Genomic DNA, 16,935 nt, shown 5'->3' with positions numbered 1-16,935 from the left:
TCCTCGGGGGTGATGGCGGGGCAGGGTGTGATCACGGTACCCGGGGCCCCGTCCACAGGGCGGACGGCAACACCCTCCGACACCGGATACCCTTTGACCTGACACACGACGGAAATCACAACAGCACACGCGGCCGAGGAGTCACCCGGATGAGCACCACCCAGAGCGACAGGCTGCGCGGACTGCTGGAGCCGCTCGTCGCCGCCAAGGGCCTGGACCTCGAAGAGATCGAGATGTCGCGGGCGGGCAAGCGCCGGATGTTGCGGATCATCGTGGACTCCGACGAGGGCGTGGAGCTGGACGCGTGTGCGGAGCTGAGTCGCGAGGTCTCCGACAAGCTCGACGAAACCGATGTGATGGGTGAGGACGAGTACGTCCTCGAAGTGAGCTCGCCGGGCGCCGACCGCCCGCTGACCGAGCACCGTCACTACGTACGGGCCATCGGCCGTCTCGTGAAGTTCCAGCTGTCCGCCGAGGGGGACAAGACCGCCGGGGAACTGGTCGCCCGCATCCTCGACGTCGACGACGAGGGACTGGACCTCGAAGTCCCGGGCATGAAGGGCCGCAAGGCGACCGCCCGTCGTATCACTTTCACCGACATCGCCAAGGCGCGTGTCGAGATCGAGTTCAACCGCAAGGACAAGAAGGAAGAGGAGGCGTAGCCGTGGACATCGACATGAGTGCCCTGCGGGGTCTGGTCCGGGAGAAGGAGATCTCCTTCGACCTGCTCGTCGAGGCGATCGAGTCGGCCCTCCTCATCGCGTACCACCGGACCGAGGGGAGCTTCCGCCGCGCACGCGTCGTGCTGGACCGCACCAACGGTCACGTGGTCGTGTGGGCGACGGAAGACCCGAGGGATCTCGAGGAGGGCCAGGAGCCCAAGGAGTTCGACGACACCCCGTCGGACTTCGGCCGGATCGCCGCGACGACCGCCAAGCAGGTGATCCTGCAGCGTCTGCGTGACGCCGAGGACGACCTGACCTTCGGCGAGTTCGCCGGCCGTGAGGGCGACGTCATCACCGGCGTGGTGCAGCAGGGCAAGGACCCGAAGAACGTCCTCGTCGACATCGGCAAGCTGGAGGCCATCCTGCCGGTGCAGGAGCAGGTCCCCGGTGAGGAGTACACGCACGGTCTGCGCCTGAAGGCGTACGTCGTCCGGGTGGCGAAGGGTGTGCGCGGTCCGTCCGTGACCCTCTCCCGCACCCACCCCAACCTGGTGAAGAAGCTCTTCTCGCTGGAGGTCCCGGAGATCGCCGACGGCAGCGTCGAGATCTCGGCGATCGCACGTGAGGCCGGTCACCGCACCAAGATCGCCGTACGGTCCACCCGCTCGGGCCTGAACCCGAAGGGCGCCTGCATCGGCCCGATGGGCAGCCGCGTGCGCAACGTCATGGCCGAGCTGCACGGCGAGAAGATCGACATCGTCGACTGGTCGGACGACCCGGCGGAGATGGTCGCGAACGCGTTGTCACCCGCTCGGGTGAGCAAGGTCGAGGTCGTCGACTGGGACTCCCGGTCCGCCCGGGTGACCGTGCCCGACTACCAGCTGTCGCTGGCCATCGGCAAGGAGGGCCAGAACGCCCGCCTCGCCGCGCGGCTCACCGGCTGGCGCATCGACATCCGCCCCGACACCGAGACGTCCCCGGACGCGGACCGGGACCAGGGCGGGGAATAAACCGGTACCGGCCGGGGCTGCCCGGACGGTAGACAGGGCGTACGGCCGCCGCCGAGGCGGTGCCGTACGGCCGCCGCGAAGGTGGCGGATCAAGACAACACAACAGCCGTTCGATTTTTCGCCCGCCACTTGTCGGGGGAGAGGTCGGTGCGGGGAGGTAGACTTAGGCGTGTCTGGCCGGACGCAAGCCCGCGCACGCCCCGAACGCACCTGTGTGGGGTGTCGGGAGCGAGCGGCCAAGAGCGATCTGCTGCGCATCGTGGCGATCGAGGACGAATGCGTCCCCGATCCTCGCGGTACGCTGCCCGGCCGGGGTGCCTACGTGCACCCCGCCGTGGTCTGCCTCGACCAGGCGGTCCGCCGCCGAGCGTTCCCCCGGGCCCTCCGGTCCGCCGGAGCACTCGACACGGCGGAACTGCGCAAAGCCCTGGTCGACGAGGCCGGGCCACACCGTAAGACGTAGAACGGCACGGATACCCCGTGCGGTCAGGTACCTCGCGAGTTGGAAGTAGGTCGAGATTGCGATGAGCACTCGATGAGTACGCGATGAGTACGCCCATGAAGTAGCAACGGTCCGGCGTAACCCGGACCTAAAAGGAGCGAAGTGGCTAAGGTCCGGGTATACGAACTCGCCAAGGAGTTCGGAGTTGAGAGCAAGGTTGTCATGGCCAAGCTCCAGGAACTCGGTGAGTTCGTCCGTTCGGCGTCCTCGACGATCGAGGCGCCGGTTGTGCGCAAGTTGACCGATGCACTGCAGGGGCCCGGCGGCAACGCCGGCAAGTCCGCTGCCAAGCCTGGTGCGCCCCGCAAGGCGGCGCCCGCCAAGCCCGGGGCTCCGACCCCGGGTGCCGTTGCACGTCCCGCTGCGCCGAAGCCCGGCGCACCGGCCCCCAAGCCGGTCGTCGCGGAGGCTCCGGCCGCCGCAGCGCCCGCCCCGGTGACTCCGGCCGCCTCCGGCCCGCGTCCCGGCCCGAAGGCTCCGGCCGCCCCGAAGCCCGCTCCGGCGGCGCCCGTGGCGACCGAGTTCTCCGCGCCTCCGGCGGCTCCCGCCGCCCCGGCGCGCACCGAGCGTCCCGCCGCGGCCCCCGGTCCCCGTCCGGCGCAGCAGCGTCCGGCTCAGGGCGGCCAGGCCGGCGCCCGTCCCGGCGCCCCGCGTCCGGCCGGTGCCACCCCCGGTGGCCAGGCCCCGCGCCCCCAGGGTGCGCAGGCCCCGCGTCCCCAGGGCGCCCGTCCGGCCGGTCCCCGTCCGGGCAACAACCCCTTCACCTCTGGTGGCTCCACCGGCATGGCGCGCCCGCAGGCGCCCCGTCCGGCCGGCGCTCCCCGTCCCGGTGCCCCCGGCGCCGGCGGCGGCCAGGGTGCTCCCCGCCCGCAGGGCGGCCCCGGCGGCGCCCCGCGTCCGCAGGGTCCCGGCGGCGCCCGTCCGACCCCGGGCGGCATGCCGCGTCCGCAGGCCGGCGCCCCGCGTCCGGGTGGTGCCCCCGGTGGCAACCGTCCGAACCCGGGCATGATGCCGCAGCGTCCCGCTGCCGGTGGTCCCGGTCCCCGTCCCGGTGGCGGCCCCGGTGGCCGTGGTCCCGGTGCGGGCGGCGCCCGTCCCGGTGGCGGCGCTGGTCGTCCCGCGGGCGGCGGCTTCGCCGGCCGTCCGGCCGGTCCGGGCTCGCGTCCCGGTGGCGGTGGCGGCTTCGGCGGTCCCCGTCCCGGTGGTGGCGGCTTCGGTGGCGGTCCGGCCGGTGCCGGTGGCGGCGGTCGTCCCGGCTTCGGTGGTCGTCCCGGCGGTCCCGGTGCCCGTGGTGGCACGCAGGGTGCCTTCGGCCGTCCCGGCGGTCCGGCCCGTCGTGGTCGCAAGTCCAAGCGTCAGAGGCGCCAGGAGTACGAGGCCATGCAGGCCCCGTCCGTCGGCGGCGTGATGCTGCCCCGCGGTGGCGGCGAGACCGTTCGCCTGTCGCGCGGTGCGTCCCTCACCGACTTCGCGGAGAAGATCAACGCCAACCCGGCGTCGCTCGTCGCCGTGATGATGAACCTCGGCGAGATGGTCACTGCCACGCAGTCCGTCTCCGACGAGACGCTCGAGATGCTGGCCGGCGAGATGAACTACGTCGTCCAGATCGTCAGCCCGGAGGAAGAGGACCGCGAGCTCCTCGAGGGCTTCGACATCGAGTTCGGCGAGGACGAGGGCGGCGAGGAATACCTCATGCCGCGTCCGCCCGTCGTGACCGTCATGGGTCACGTCGACCACGGTAAGACCCGACTGCTCGACGCCATCCGCAAGACGAACGTCGTTGCGGGCGAGGCCGGCGGCATCACGCAGCACATCGGTGCGTACCAGGTCACCACCCAGGTCAACGACGAAGACCGCAAGATCACCTTCATCGACACCCCGGGTCACGAGGCGTTCACCGCCATGCGTGCCCGTGGTGCGAAGTCGACCGACATCGCGATCCTCGTGGTCGCGGCCAACGACGGCGTCATGCCGCAGACGATCGAGGCGCTCAACCACGCCAAGGCCGCCGGCGTCCCGATCGTCGTCGCGGTCAACAAGATCGACGTCGAGGGTGCCGACCCGGTCAAGGTGCGCGGTCAGCTCACCGAGTTCGGTCTGGTCGCCGAGGAGTACGGCGGCGACACGATGTTCGTCGACATCTCCGCCAAGCAGGGTCTGCACATCGACTCCCTGCTCGAGGCCGTCGTCCTCACCGCCGACGCCTCGCTCGACCTCCGCGCCAACCCGGAGCAGGACGCTCAGGGTATTGCGATCGAGTCCCACCTCGACCGCGGCCGCGGTGCCGTCGCCACCGTCCTCGTCCAGCGCGGTACCCTCCGCGTCGGCGACACGATGGTCGTGGGCGACGCCTACGGCCGCGTGCGCGCCATGCTCGACGACAAGGGCAACAACGTCGAGGAAGCGGGTCCGTCGACCCCCGTCCTGGTCCTGGGTCTCACCAACGTCCCCGGCGCCGGCGACAACTTCCTCGTCGTCGACGAGGACCGTACGGCCCGTCAGATCGCCGAGAAGCGTGCTGCGCGCGAGCGCAACGCCAACTTCGCCAAGCGCGTCCGTCGCGTGTCCCTCGAGGACCTCGACTCCGTGCTCAAGGCCGGTCTGGTCCAGGAACTCAACCTCATCATCAAGGGCGACGCGTCCGGTGCGGTCGAGGCTCTCGAGTCCTCGCTGCTCCAGCTCGACGTCGGTGAAGAGGTCGACATCCGGGTCCTGCACCGCGGTGTGGGTGCGGTCACCGAGTCCGACATCTCGCTGGCGATGGGCTCCGACGCCATCGTCATCGGTTACAACGTCCGTGCGGCCGGCCGTGCCGCGCAGATGGCGGACCGCGAGGGCGTCGACGTTCGCTACTACTCGGTGATCTACCAGGCCATCGAGGAGATCGAGGCGGCCCTGAAGGGTCTCCTCAAGCCGGAGTACGAAGAGGTCGAGCTCGGTACGGCGGAGGTCCGCGAGATCTTCCGCTCGTCCAAGCTGGGCAACATCGCCGGTGTCCTCATCCGGTCCGGCGAGGTCAAGCGCAACACCAAGGCGCGGCTCCTGCGCGATGGCAAGGTCATCGCCGAGAACCTCACCATCTCCGGTCTGCGCCGCTTCAAGGACGACGTCACCGAGATCCGTGAAGGCTTCGAGGGCGGTATCAACCTCGGCAGCTACAACGACATCAAGATCGACGACGTCATCGCGACGTACGAGATGCGCGAGAAGCCCCGCGCGTAAGCGCGAGGCGGTTCGCACCGTGTCGTAACTCGGCGGCGACGCTGCAGGGGGCCGGGGCCGGTCGGCGGAATATCCGTCGATCGGCCCCGGCCGTTGCGTGTACGGTTCTGGTGACCCGGCCGCGCGAGCGCCGGGCGATCCTGCCGGGCGACGGTCCGGCAGGCCACCGAACCCGCACCGGCGGGATATCCGGAACTGCATGTACGTGGGGACTCTGTCCTTCGACCTGCTCCTCGGCGACGTCCACTCGCTGAAGGAGAAACGCTCCGTCGTCCGGCCCATCGTGGCCGAGCTCCAACGCAAGTTCTCCGTGAGCGCGGCTGAAGTGGGCGACCAGGACCTGCACCGCAGGGCCCGTATAGGGGTCGCCCTGGTGAGCGGGGACACGGGGTTCCTCTCGGACGTACTGGACCGCTGCGAGCGGCTGGTCGCGGCACGTCCGGAAGTGGAGCTGCTGTCCGTGCGACGGCGCCTCCACGGTGATGAAGACTGACAGCAAGACATAAGAAGGAGACGGACCAGTGGCCGACAATGCGCGGGCGAAGAAGCTGGCGGACCTCATCCGGGAGGTGGTGGCCGAGAAGCTGCAGCGTGGTGTCAAGGACCCCCGCCTCGGTACGCACGTGACCATCACGGACACCAGGGTCACCGGCGACCTGCGGGAGGCCACGGTCTTCTACACGGTCTACGGAGACGACGAGGACCGCGCCAGCGCGGCAGCGGGCCTGGAGAGCGCCAAGGGCGTCCTGCGCTCCGCGGTCGGCCGGGCGGCGGGCACCAAGTTCACGCCCACCCTGACCTTCGTCGCGGACGCCCTCCCGGAGAACGCCAAGACCATCGAGGACCTCCTCGAGAAGGCGCGGACCTCCGACGCCCAGGTGCGCGAGGTGTCCTCCGGGGCGCAGTACGCCGGTGACGCCGACCCGTACAAGAAGCCCGGCGAGGACGACGACGAGGACGCAGCCGCGGAATGAGCACCAACGCAGGGAAGACTCCGGACGGACTGGTCATCGTCGACAAGCCGTCCGGTTTCACTTCGCACGACGTGGTCGCCAAGATGCGCGGGATCGCCAAGACCCGCCGCGTCGGCCACGCCGGCACGCTCGACCCGATGGCGACGGGCGTGCTGGTCCTGGGCGTCGAGAAGGCCACCAAGCTCCTCGGCCACCTCGCGCTCACGGAGAAGGAGTACCTCGGCACGATCCGGCTGGGCCAGAACACCCTGACGGACGACGCCGAAGGCGAGATCACCTCCTCCACGGACGCCACCGGGGTCACCCGGGACGCCGTGGAGGCGGGCATCGCCAAGCTGTCCGGCGAGATCATGCAGGTCCCGTCCAAGGTCAGCGCCATCAAGATCAAGGGCGTGCGCTCCTACAAGCGCGCGCGGGACGGCGAGGACTTCGAGATCCCGGCCCGTCCGGTGACCGTCTCCTCCTTCCAGGTGTACGACATGCGGGAGGCGGAGGCCGAGGACGGCACCAAGGTCGTCGACCTCGTCGTCTCCGTCGTCTGCTCCAGCGGTACGTACATCCGCGCCCTCGCCCGCGACCTGGGCGCCGACCTCGGCGTCGGCGGGCACCTGACCGCGCTGCGGCGCACCCGGGTGGGCCCGTACAAGCTCGACCGGGCGCGGACCCTGGACCAGCTCCAGGAGGAGCTGACCGTCATGCCCATCGGCGAGGCGGCCGCCGCGGCCTTCCCGCGCTGGGACCTGGACGCCCGGCGGGCCTCGCTGCTCGCCAACGGCGTCCGGATCGACATGCCGGAGGAGTACGAGGCCGGCCGCACCGTCGCGGTCTTCGGACCGCAGGGGCAGCTGCTCGGCCTCGTCGAGAGCAAGAACGGGAAGGCGAAGTCCCTCGCGGTCTTCGTCTGATCCTTTGACGTGGAGCGGTGAGCGCAGATGTACTGCTGCTCACCGCTCCACGACCCCCCTCGGGTAGGTCTCTATCCACCCGGACCCCCGTATTCACCCGTCCGAGCAGGCGCTCGGAGTGAATGGAGGGAGCGTAAGGGGGCGCGTTCGCCTCGCGTGCTTTTCGTGCTGATCTTCACCTGCCTACCGTCGTGACCACGGGGCGTTGCGGGGGAGTGGTGCGGCCATGGCGGAGCTCGTCAAGATCAGCGATGCCGCCGGGCGGGTGCGCGGCAGTGGGTTCGTCGCCGACGACCGCGGCACGGTGCTCACCAGCCACGAGGCCGTCGCCGGACTGACCCGGGTGCTCCTGCACGGCCCCGGACGGACCTGGCTGGCCGAGGCGGCCGACGTGACCGCGCTGCCGGGGCTGGCGCTGGCGCTCGTACGGACCGACGGACTCGGCATGCGGCCGCTGCCGGTGGCGATGCGCGAGGCGATCGATCCCGGGACCTACGTACGGCTGCCCGCGCGGGGCTGGCGCCAGGCGCGGGTGCTGGGAGGCGGGCAGGCCGCGTACCCGGCGGTGGAGCTGGCGATCGGCACGGACGGCCGGGACGCGCTGCTGCTCGGCGGGGAGGCCAGCGGGGGCCCGGTCCTCGACGCCGCGACCGGAGCGGTGCTCGCGGTCCTGGGCACCGCTCTCCCCGCGGAACACCGCTCGGCCCCCTGCGCGGTGGCCCTGCGCCCGGCCGCCGCCGCCGACCCCCGCGGCCCCCTGGCCGCCCTGCTGGAACGCAACGCCGCCACCGTGCCGGGCCACGGCCCCGACCTGAACCTCGCCGGGGCGCTGGAACTCACCGCCACCACCCTGCGACCGCCCTCCCCGAACCCGGTGGAGCGACCGAGAATCACCTCCGCACTGACGGAGTTCACGGAGGGCGACAAGCCGGTCCTGGCCCTGGTCGGAGACCCCGGGACAGGCCGCACCACCGCACTCGCCGCCCTGGCCGCCCACCGAGCCCACGGCCCCCGCCCCGCCCCCACCCTCTGGCTCCGTGGCGCGGACCTCCACCCCGACGACACCGACCTGTCCACCGCCCTGACCCGCACCCTGACCAGAGCCGCCCACATCACCGACGCCGGAACCGCACCGCAGCCCTCCCCCCAGGGCGGCTCCGGCGGGCTGTGGGGACTTCGGCTCTCCGACCCCCAGGGTGGTTCCGGCGGGGTCGGGTGTGTGTCGGGGCGATCCCCGCAGGGCGCCGAACGCAACGAGGCTCCGCACTCCGACCCCCCGCCACGTTCGGCGTCCGAGGAGACGTCCCGGCGCGCGCCCGGCCCCGCCGGAACCGCCCCCACCCCGCCGGGCAGCGCAACCGCCGGCCCCGGCCCGTCGGCCCCGCTCCCCGGTGCAACCGACCTGGCCGCGCTCCCCGGTGGAACCGACTCCGCGCTCCCCGGTGGAACCGACTCCGCACGCCCCGCCCCGACCGACCCGGCCGCCCACCTGGCCCGCGTGGCCGCCCGCGCCGGACGCCCCCTGCTCGTGGTGCTCGACGCCCCCGAGGAGATGCCGCCGGAGCTCGCCCACCGCCTCGGCCCCTGGACCGAGGCCACCACCGCCTGGCTGCGCGGGACCGGCGCCCGCCTCGTGATCGCCGCCCGGCCCGAGTACTGGGAGCGGGCCGGCGCCCTCTTCCCGCCCGACGCCCTGCACACCCCGGCCCGCCCGGCCGGTCCGGCCCGCCGGTTGCCGCCCGCGCTCCCGATCGGCGACCTCACCGCCGCCGAGGCCGAGACCGTCCGGGACCGGCTCGCCATCCCCGCCGACGCCGTCCGCGCGGCCGACGTCCGCCACCCGCTCACCCTGAGCCTGCTGGCCGGCATCCGCGCCGCCGGGGTCACCGACGGCCGCCCCGACCGGGACGAGGTCTTCTCCGCCCACCTGGACCTGCTGTGCCTGCGCAGCGCCCTCCTTACCGCCGCGGCCTGCGCCGACGCCGGCGGATCCCGGGTGCACGGCCCCGGGATCCGCCGGCTCGCCGCGCGCATCGCCGGCAGCGTCCACGAGGCCGCGCGCCGCTGCCTGGGGCCCGGGCAGGGGCGGCTGGACCGGGCCTCCTTCGAGGAGCTGTTCCCGTGGCGCACGGGCTGGGCCTCCGCCGTGCTGACCGAGGGCCTGCTGGTGCCCGCCGGAGCCGGCTACCGCTTCGCCCACGAGGAGCTGTCCGACTGGATCCAGGCCGGCCACCTGGACGTCCCGACCGCCCTCGGCCACTTCGTGCACGGCCCCGCCGGGCCGGGCCTGCCCGTGCCCCGGCACCGCATCGGCCCCGTCCTGGAGGCGCTGCGCGGACTCGCCCCCGACCAGCTGCGCCACGAGCTCACCCGGCTGGTCAACGCCCTGAACCGCTTCGCCGAGGACCCGGCGCAAGCCGACCCGGACCGCTCCTGGTGGGCGACCCGGCTGCTGCGCGAGAGCCTGCTCCGGGCTCCCGACGCGCACCCCCACCTGCCCGTCCTGCACGCCCTCGCCGAGCACGTGGCCCGTGCCGGCCCGGGGGAGTTCGGCGGCTGGTTCTGGAACCGGCTCCGGCTGCCCGAGCCCGACCGGCTCGACCTGCTGCGCCGTCTGCTGCCCGCCGACCCGGCCGAGGCGGTCCCCGGCGACCGCTACCTCGACGCCGCGGCCCGCCGCCTCGCCCGGGACCCGCAGCGCGTGCAGCCGCTGCTCTGCGCGTGGTTCGCCGACGGCCGCCGGCTGCGCGGCCGCCCCGGGGCCACCGTCGCCACCGCCGCGCAGGCCCTGCTGCACACCCACCGGCGGCTCGCCGTGGACGACCTCACCGAGGCGCTCGTCACCGCCGCGCACCCCCGCGCCGACGAGCTGCTGGCCGTACTCGCCGAGGAGGAGCCCTCAGCGATGTCCCGGGCCGTGGACCGGTGGGCGCACGACGAACGGCCCGGGCGGCGGGTCGCGGCCGCCGCCTACGGGCTCGCCACCGCCCCGCACGTGCGCACCTCCGCCGACCGCGACCTGCTGCGCTACGCCGCCCAGGCGCTGCTCGCCCGGCCCGCGGACGCCACCCTGCACGGCAGCGCCCTCGCCGTGCTGCTGCGCGACCCGCAGGTGCGCGGCCGCTACCTGCCCGAGGCCCTGGCCTGCTTCCGCGATCCCGAGTCCGGCTCCCGGCTGCCCGCGGAGGCGCTGGTCGCGGCCCTGCCCGTGCTGCCCGACCCGGACGAGGTGTTCGCCGCCCTGCGGGCCCGGGCCGACGGGGAGGTGGTGCGCGCCCTGGCCGCGCTGACCACGCCGGGGCTGGCCCGCCGCGCGGGTGAGCTCGTACGGGAACACCTCGCGCGGCGGCCCGGCGACGCGCCGCACGCCGCCGTCTTCGTGGACCGGCGGCTCGAACAGGGCCCGGCCGCGGAACCCGTGCTGCGTCCGCTGGTCCTGGACCTGCTGCGGAACGCCCCTGTGGGGGTCAGGGCGGAGCTCGCCGCGGTGCTGGCCGCGCCGGGCGGGGAGTGCTCGTACCCGCTGCGCGGCGAGCTGGCAGGCGTACTGCTGCGCGAGGAGGCCGATCCGCAGGTGCTCGGCGCGTTCCTCGCGGGGCTCGCGGCCGGGACCTCCGGGCGCCCGGAGGCCCGTACGCGGGAGCTGCTGCGGCGCACCGGGCGGCAGCTGCTGCGGGCCCCCGGCGGGCCGGCGCTCTTCGAGCGGCGGACGGTGGAGCTGGCCCGGGCCGAACCGGCCTTCGGGGCGCTGGTCGCCCGCTGGCTGGCGCAGGCGCGCGCGGAGGCCGCCGCCCTGCTGGGGCCGAGCGCACGGCGGACGGTGGAGACCCTCGGCAGGACGGCGCCGGACGTGACGTGACGATATGCCGCGGCGGTGCACCCCAGCCCGACGCCGATGCGGGGCACCGGCCACCGGCATGGCAGTCTTAGACCTGCAATCGGCAATCAGTTCAAGGACCAACCGGGTTCGGGCGAGGAGCGGTCACAGTGCAGCGCTGGCGTGGCTTGGAGGACATCCCCCAGGACTGGGGACGCAGCGTCGTCACCATCGGCTCCTACGACGGCGTGCACCGGGGACATCAGCTGATCATCGGACGGGCCGTGTCCACGGCTCGGGCGCTCGGCGTCCCGTCCGTCGTGGTCACCTTCGACCCCCACCCGAGCGAGGTCGTCCGCCCCGGCAGCCACCCGCCGATCCTGGCCCCCTACGACCGGCGCGCCGAGCTGATGGCCGGGCTGGGCGTGGACGCGCTGCTGATCCTGCCGTTCACGGCGGAGTTCTCGCAGCTGTCCCCGGCCGACTTCATCGTGAAGGTGCTCGTCGACAAGCTGCACGCGCGGTCCGTCATCGAGGGCCCGAACTTCCGCTTCGGTCACCGGGCCGCCGGGAACGTCGACTTCCTGCGCGAGCTGGGCGCCACGTACGACTACGAGGTCGACGTCGTGGACCTGGTCGAGCGGGGCGCGGCGGGCGGCGGCGTGCCGTTCTCCTCGACGCTGGCGCGCCGGCTGGTGGCCGAGGGCGACATGGACGGCGCGGCCGAGATCCTGGGCCGCCCGCACCGGGTCGAGGGCGTGGTGGTGCGCGGTGCGCAGCGCGGGCGCGAGCTCGGCTACCCGACGGCGAACGTCGAGACGGCGCCGCACACCGCGATCCCGGCGGACGGGGTCTACGCGGGCTGGCTGACGGCGGACGGCGAGCGGATGCCGGCGGCGATCTCGGTGGGGACGAACGTGCAGTTCGACGCCACGGAGCGGACCGTCGAGGCGTACGCGATCGACCGGGTCGGGCTGGACCTGTACGGGAAGCACGTGGCCGTCGACTTCCTCGCGTACGTGCGGGGGATGGCGAGGTTCGAGTCGCTCGACGGGCTGCTGGAGGCGATCGCGGACGACGTGAAGCGGGCGCGGGTGCTGACGGACACGTACGACCTGCGCCGCTGACGGACGAACGGGCGAGGGCCCGTACTGCCCCGGGAGGGATCCTTCTCGATCCTGTCCGGGGCGGTACGGGCCCTTCCTGTTGTGCGGTCGCGCTGCGCCGGCTGCGCTCAGCCGAGGCGCGGGTCGCGCGGGGGCTGCTGGGGCTGCGGCGGCTGCTGCTGCGGGGCCGGGGGCTGCTGCCAGGGCTGGCCGGGCTGCGGGTAGGGCTGACCGTAGGGCTGCGGCTGCGGCTGCGGTTGCTGCGGCGGCTGCTGGTACGGGGGCTGGCCCTGGGGCTGACTGTACGGTTGCGGCTGCTGCTGCGGCTGCTGGTGGGGATGGGGCTGTTGGGGCTGCTGCGGTGCCCCCCAGTGCCCCTGCGGGGCCTGCTGCTGGGCCCGCAGGAAGTCCTCGGCCACGAGCGCGGAGAGGTTGAAGTACGCCTCACGCGTCTTGGGCCGCATCATGTCGAGATCGACTTCGGCGCCGGCCGCGAGGTGTTCGTCGAACGGCACCACGACGACACCGCGGCAGCGGGTCTCGAAGTGCTGCACGATGTCCTCGATCTTGATCATCTTCGCCGTCTCGCGGACCCCCGAGATGACGGTGAGGGAGCGGGAGACGAGGTCCGCGTACCCGTGCGCGGAGAGCCAGTCGAGGGTGGTGCTCGCGCTGCTGGCACCGTCCACGGACGGGGTCGAGATGATGATCAGCTGATCGGCCAGATCCAGGACCCCGCGCATGGCGGAGTAGAGGAGACCGGTGCCCGAGTCGGTGAGGATGATCGGGTACTGGCGGCCCAGCGTCTCTATGACGCGGCGGTAGTCCTCGTCGTTGAAGGTCGTGGAGACGGCCGGGTCCACGTCGTTGGCGATGATCTCCAGACCGGAGGGCGCCTGCGAGGTGAACCGGCGGATGTCCATGTACGAGTTCAGGTACGGGATCGCCTGGACCAGGTCGCGGATCGTCGCGCCGGTCTCGCGGCGCACGCGGCGGCCGAGGGTACCGGCGTCGGGGTTCGCGTCGATGGCCAGGATCTTGTCCTGGCGCTCGGTGGCGAGGGTGGCGCCGAGCGCGGTGGTCGTCGTGGTCTTGCCGACGCCGCCCTTGAGGCTGATGACGGCGATGCGGTAGCAGGACATGACCGGGGTGCGGATCAGCTCCAGCTTGCGCTGGCGCTCCGCCTCGGCCGCCTTGCCGCCGAAGCGGAAGCGGCCGCCGGCGCCGCCGTTGTTCTTGGGCTTCTGCTTGTTGCGCAGCAGGCGGTCCGAGGACAGCTCGACGGCGGCGGTGTAGCCCAGCGGCGCCCCGCCGCCGGTCGGACCGGCCGAGTAGCGCGGGTCGTGCGGCTGCGGCTGGGGCTGCAGCTGCGGCGGCTGTTGCTGCTGCTGCCCGGGCCCCACGGGCCACTGCCCGGCGGAGCGGGGGTCGTACGGCTGGGGCTGAGGTTGCTGCTGGGGCTGCTGCTGCTGCGGGGCAGGGGCCGGTGCCGGCGGCTGGAACGGATAGGCGTCCTGCGTCGCGAACGCGGGCGGCAGCGGCGGCAGTTCACCACCGGGTCCGCCGAACGGGTTCTCTCCGCCGGTCTGCGCCGGTGCCGGGGCCGGCGTCTGCCCGGCGAGAGGCAGCACGGGCACCCCGTCGGCGGGGGTGTCCCCCGGACCGGACCCGCCTCCGGCCGGAGCCTGCGCCGCCGGGGTCGGGAACGGCGCCGGAGCGTCGAGTGCCGGCCGGACGTCCTCGGCCGGAGCCGGAGCCCGAAGCTCGATCGGTGCCGGGTCCCGGGCGGGGGCCGCGGCGGGCGCCGGGGCGTCGGGCGCGGGCCGGGCGTCCTCGATCGGGGTCGGAGCCTCGATGGGTGCCGCGTCCGGGGCGGGAGCCGGGTACGACGCAGCCGCGTCGGCGGGAGGGCCGAACGGCGCGACGGGGGCCGGGGCGTCGGGAGCGGGCAGCGCGCTCTCGGCCGGAGCCTCGACAGGGGCCGGGGCCGGGTCCGTGGAGGAGGGGAACGGAGCCGGGTACGCCGGGAGCGCGTCGGCCGGAGCCGGAGCCTCGATCGGCTCCGGGGCGGCAGCCTCGGCAGGCGCCGGAGCCGCCGCCTCGAGGGGAGGCAGTGCCGGAAGGGGCGCCTCGACCGGAGCCGGAGCCGGAGCAGGGGTCTGGGCCGGGGCCGGGTACGCCGGGACGGCGTCGAGCGGCGCCGGGGCGGACGCCTCGAACGGGATCCGGGGCGGGGCCGGGGCCGGAAGAGGGGTCTCGGCCGGCGTGGGCGGCGGGAACGGGACGGGCAGCCCCGCGCCGTCGGACGGGGTCCGCGGCGCCGGCGGAGCGATCCGCATCGTCGAGGGGGACTCCACGTCCGCAGGGCGGTGCGGCTCGAAGCCGCTGCCCTCGGGGAGCCCCGGCACCTGCGCGGCGGGGGCCGCGCCCTGCGTGTACCAGGCCGGCGGGGTGTAGTCGATGGTGAACTCGCCCGTCAGCTCGGGCTCCGCATCGGACTGATCGTCCGTCGGGACGTCCCACGTCCCGCCGCGCCTCTCGTTCCGATCGCCGCTCACTGGTCCTCCTGGTCTGTCGAACACCGGTCCGGCGTCCACCTCGCCGCGCCCGCACCCAGCCTAATCGCGCCCCGACACCACTGTCCGCCCCCCTCAGGGGCCCTGGTCAGTCGATGCGCCGTGCTCCGCCGAGCAGGCCCGTCTCCGCTTCCGTCCCCTGGGTCATCACGAACTGCCGGTCCCGCGGCGTGCACCACAGCGTCACCCCGTCGCCCAGCGTCGGCAGCGAGGCCACCGCCTGCCGCGGCAGCTGCATCAGGCGGCCGATCTGCTCCGCCTCGTCCGGGGACACCCGCTGGACGCCCACCAGCGAGGACTGCTGGAGCAACCGCGGCGCCGTCGGGCTCAGATACGGCAGCAGGGTCAGCACCGACTGCCACGGCCCTGCCACCACGCGCCCGCGCGGCGGCCGCATCCCGCAGTCGCGGACCACCAGCACCGGGCTGCCGGCCGAGGCGCCCTGCGGCGGCACCCGGCCCACCTCGTGCAGGGTCACGCACTGCTGCCCGCCGCCGGCCGCCTGGGCCAGCCCGGACCACACCTGGCCGCGTCCGGTCTCCACCGCCACCCGTGCGCCCGTGGCCGCCGCGCGCAGCGCCAGCACCTGGGCCGTCCACAGGCCGCCGATCAGCGTCACCTCGTAGGGCGTCGGCCGGTTGATGCCGAGCACCGCCGGCCGGCCCTCGGCGTCCACGCCGATGACGACCCCGTCGTCCCCGACGGGCAGCGCCAGCGCGTCCAGGTCCGCCGCCTGGACCACGTGCCGTTCCCGTCGCGGGCCGACCAGCCCGAATCCGCCCCTCATCGGGCCCCTCCCAGCGGCAGCGAGGCGAGCAGCCCCGGTACCTGTTCACGGTCGAGCCGGACCAGCCCGGCCTTCACGCCCCGCGCCGTCCTCTCCAACTCCCTTCGCGCGACGACGAGTTCCTCGTCGCTGCGGCCGGTCACCCGTACGTGTCCGGTCAGGGTCACGCCCTGTCGCTCGGCCGGGGCCATCGTCAGGCTGAAGTTCGTGGCGAGCGCGGGCAGCGAGGTCAGCAGCGCCACGAACTGCGGCAGCGCCGCGGCTCCGGCACCGCCGAGCTGCGGCCAGCGGCCTATCCAGTACGTCGTGTGCCGCCGGTCGTCGCAGCGCCAGGTCCGCGGGGTCTCCTCGGTCCGCCGTCCGGTGCTGGCCGACCGTCCGGCCTGGGTGATCGCCATCGGGTTCGCGCACGAGGACGTGGCCAGCGCCGCCGTCAGCTCCTGCTCGGTCAGTACGGTGGCCGTGAACCCGGCCCCGGTCAGCCGGCTCGCCAACTGGTCGGCCGCGCGCACCACGCACCGCTGCGCCCCCGCCAGCCCGCCGCCGCGCGCGGCGACGGCCTCGGGGCACAGCTCCGGGTCGAGCTTGAGGGCGATCCAGGTCAGCCGCACCGCCGGGGTCCCGGTCCGGGCCTGCAGGGGCGCGTAGTTGCGGGTGGCCATCGACTGGGCCGGCAGGTGCGGGGCCGGCGCCGGCTGGGTGTGCTGCACCAGCTGGGCGGACTCCAGCCGGATGCCGTCGACTTCGAGGATGTCCCGTACGAGGCCGAGCGGCAGCGGCCGCGCCGCCCGGTCGGGCCGCAGCGCGGTGGCGTCCGTGTCCACCTGGACGACCGCGGTCAGGAAGGTCCCGTCGCCGATCATCCCGACCGGACGCCGCTCGCGGTCGCTGAACGTCAGCGTGCGCAGCGCCGGATCGGCCTCGACGAGCGGGGCCAGCCCCGGCTCGGTGCCCGCCGGCACGACGTGGGAGGCGGCACGGCCGCGGCGCGCGCGCAGGGCGAGCGCGCTGCCGATCCACTCCGGCAGGGAGCGCTGGTGGCGGCGTACGACCGCGAGCACCACCAGGACGAGCGCGAAGGCGCCGACGGGCACCAGCAGCATCGGTTCGACGACCCAGGCCACGAGCAGCGCGGCCGCCGCGACCTGGAGCAGTACGAGTTGTTGCAGTCGAAACGGACCGAAGCGGCCGGGGCTCGACTTCGGATGCGGCGTCACCCCGCCACGGGCGGGTGCGGGCGCGCCGGTCTGCGGCTCCGTCGCGGTGGCCATCACGTGCGCACTTCCCCTTTCTCCCCCGGCTACCGCCGGGGGGTGCCCCCAGGGCGAAACCCCCTGAGTCCGGGCGTTGCGCGACACCTGCCGCACGGCC

At 73.9% G+C, this 16,935-nt stretch carries 12 protein-coding genes; 9 read left to right on the top strand and 3 right to left on the bottom strand.

Annotated features, from left to right (window positions below; translation table 11 throughout):
- Nucleotides 1-149: 149 nt before the first annotated feature.
- The 9 genes from rimP to ACZ6JT_RS13980 all read left to right on the top strand — a co-directional run bounded on the left by rimP (nt 150) and on the right by ACZ6JT_RS13980 (nt 12,222).
- The gene (rimP, locus tag ACZ6JT_RS14020) at nt 150-662 is read left to right on the top strand and encodes a ribosome maturation factor RimP (protein ID WP_469209722.1); all 513 of its coding nucleotides are present in this window, start codon (nt 150-152) and stop codon (nt 660-662) included.
- 2 nt (nt 663-664) lie between these two features.
- The gene (gene nusA / locus ACZ6JT_RS14015) at nt 665-1,675 is read left to right on the top strand and encodes a transcription termination factor NusA (RefSeq protein WP_469209720.1); all 1,011 of its coding nucleotides are present in this window, start codon (nt 665-667) and stop codon (nt 1,673-1,675) included.
- Nucleotides 1,676-1,844: 169 nt separating this feature from the next.
- On the top strand, nt 1,845-2,138 hold the full coding sequence (locus tag ACZ6JT_RS14010; RefSeq protein WP_469209718.1) for a YlxR family protein: 294 nt from the start codon (nt 1,845-1,847) through the stop codon (nt 2,136-2,138).
- Nucleotides 2,139-2,279: 141 nt separating this feature from the next.
- Nucleotides 2,280-5,399 carry a translation initiation factor IF-2 gene (gene infB / locus ACZ6JT_RS14005; RefSeq protein ID WP_469209716.1) on the top strand — a complete coding sequence of 1,040 codons (3,120 nt, stop codon included), beginning with the start codon at nt 2,280-2,282 and terminating at the stop codon, nt 5,397-5,399.
- A gap of 199 nt (nt 5,400-5,598) precedes the next feature.
- On the top strand, nt 5,599-5,892 hold the full coding sequence (locus ACZ6JT_RS14000; protein WP_030161467.1) for a DUF503 domain-containing protein: 294 nt from the start codon (nt 5,599-5,601) through the stop codon (nt 5,890-5,892).
- A 28-nt stretch (nt 5,893-5,920) separates the two neighbouring features.
- On the top strand, nt 5,921-6,373 hold the full coding sequence (gene rbfA / locus ACZ6JT_RS13995; RefSeq protein ID WP_031148855.1) for a 30S ribosome-binding factor RbfA: 453 nt from the start codon (nt 5,921-5,923) through the stop codon (nt 6,371-6,373).
- A complete protein-coding gene (gene truB, locus ACZ6JT_RS13990; protein WP_469209713.1) occupies nt 6,370-7,278 on the top strand; it encodes a tRNA pseudouridine(55) synthase TruB in 909 nt (302 codons plus the stop codon). The genes rbfA and truB overlap by 4 nt, the downstream gene beginning before the upstream one ends.
- A gap of 226 nt (nt 7,279-7,504) precedes the next feature.
- Entirely contained in the window at nt 7,505-11,137 is a 3,633-nt protein-coding gene (locus ACZ6JT_RS13985) for a serine protease (protein WP_469209711.1), read from the top strand.
- 128 nt (nt 11,138-11,265) lie between these two features.
- On the top strand, nt 11,266-12,222 hold the full coding sequence (locus ACZ6JT_RS13980; protein ID WP_030708683.1) for a bifunctional riboflavin kinase/FAD synthetase: 957 nt from the start codon (nt 11,266-11,268) through the stop codon (nt 12,220-12,222).
- Nucleotides 12,223-12,329: 107 nt separating this feature from the next.
- Here ACZ6JT_RS13980 and ACZ6JT_RS13975 read toward each other — a convergent pair whose 3' ends face one another.
- The 3 genes from ACZ6JT_RS13975 to eccE form a co-directional block, all read right to left on the bottom strand.
- Nucleotides 12,330-14,759 carry an SCO5717 family growth-regulating ATPase gene (locus tag ACZ6JT_RS13975; protein ID WP_469209709.1) on the bottom strand — a complete coding sequence of 810 codons (2,430 nt, stop codon included), beginning with the start codon at nt 14,757-14,759 and terminating at the stop codon, nt 12,330-12,332.
- A gap of 106 nt (nt 14,760-14,865) precedes the next feature.
- Nucleotides 14,866-15,564 carry a hypothetical protein gene (locus ACZ6JT_RS13970; protein WP_385816344.1) on the bottom strand — a complete coding sequence of 233 codons (699 nt, stop codon included), beginning with the start codon at nt 15,562-15,564 and terminating at the stop codon, nt 14,866-14,868.
- Nucleotides 15,561-16,835, bottom strand: a complete 1,275-nt coding sequence (eccE, locus tag ACZ6JT_RS13965) for a type VII secretion protein EccE (RefSeq protein WP_469209707.1) — start codon at nt 16,833-16,835, stop codon at nt 15,561-15,563. Before eccE ends, ACZ6JT_RS13970 begins: the two co-directional genes overlap by 4 nt.
- Nucleotides 16,836-16,935: the final 100 nt, after the last annotated feature.

The sequence above is a fragment of the Streptomyces sp. NPDC046308 genome (assembly GCF_055588065.1).
This window is presented reverse-complemented; position numbering and strand designations above follow the sequence as displayed.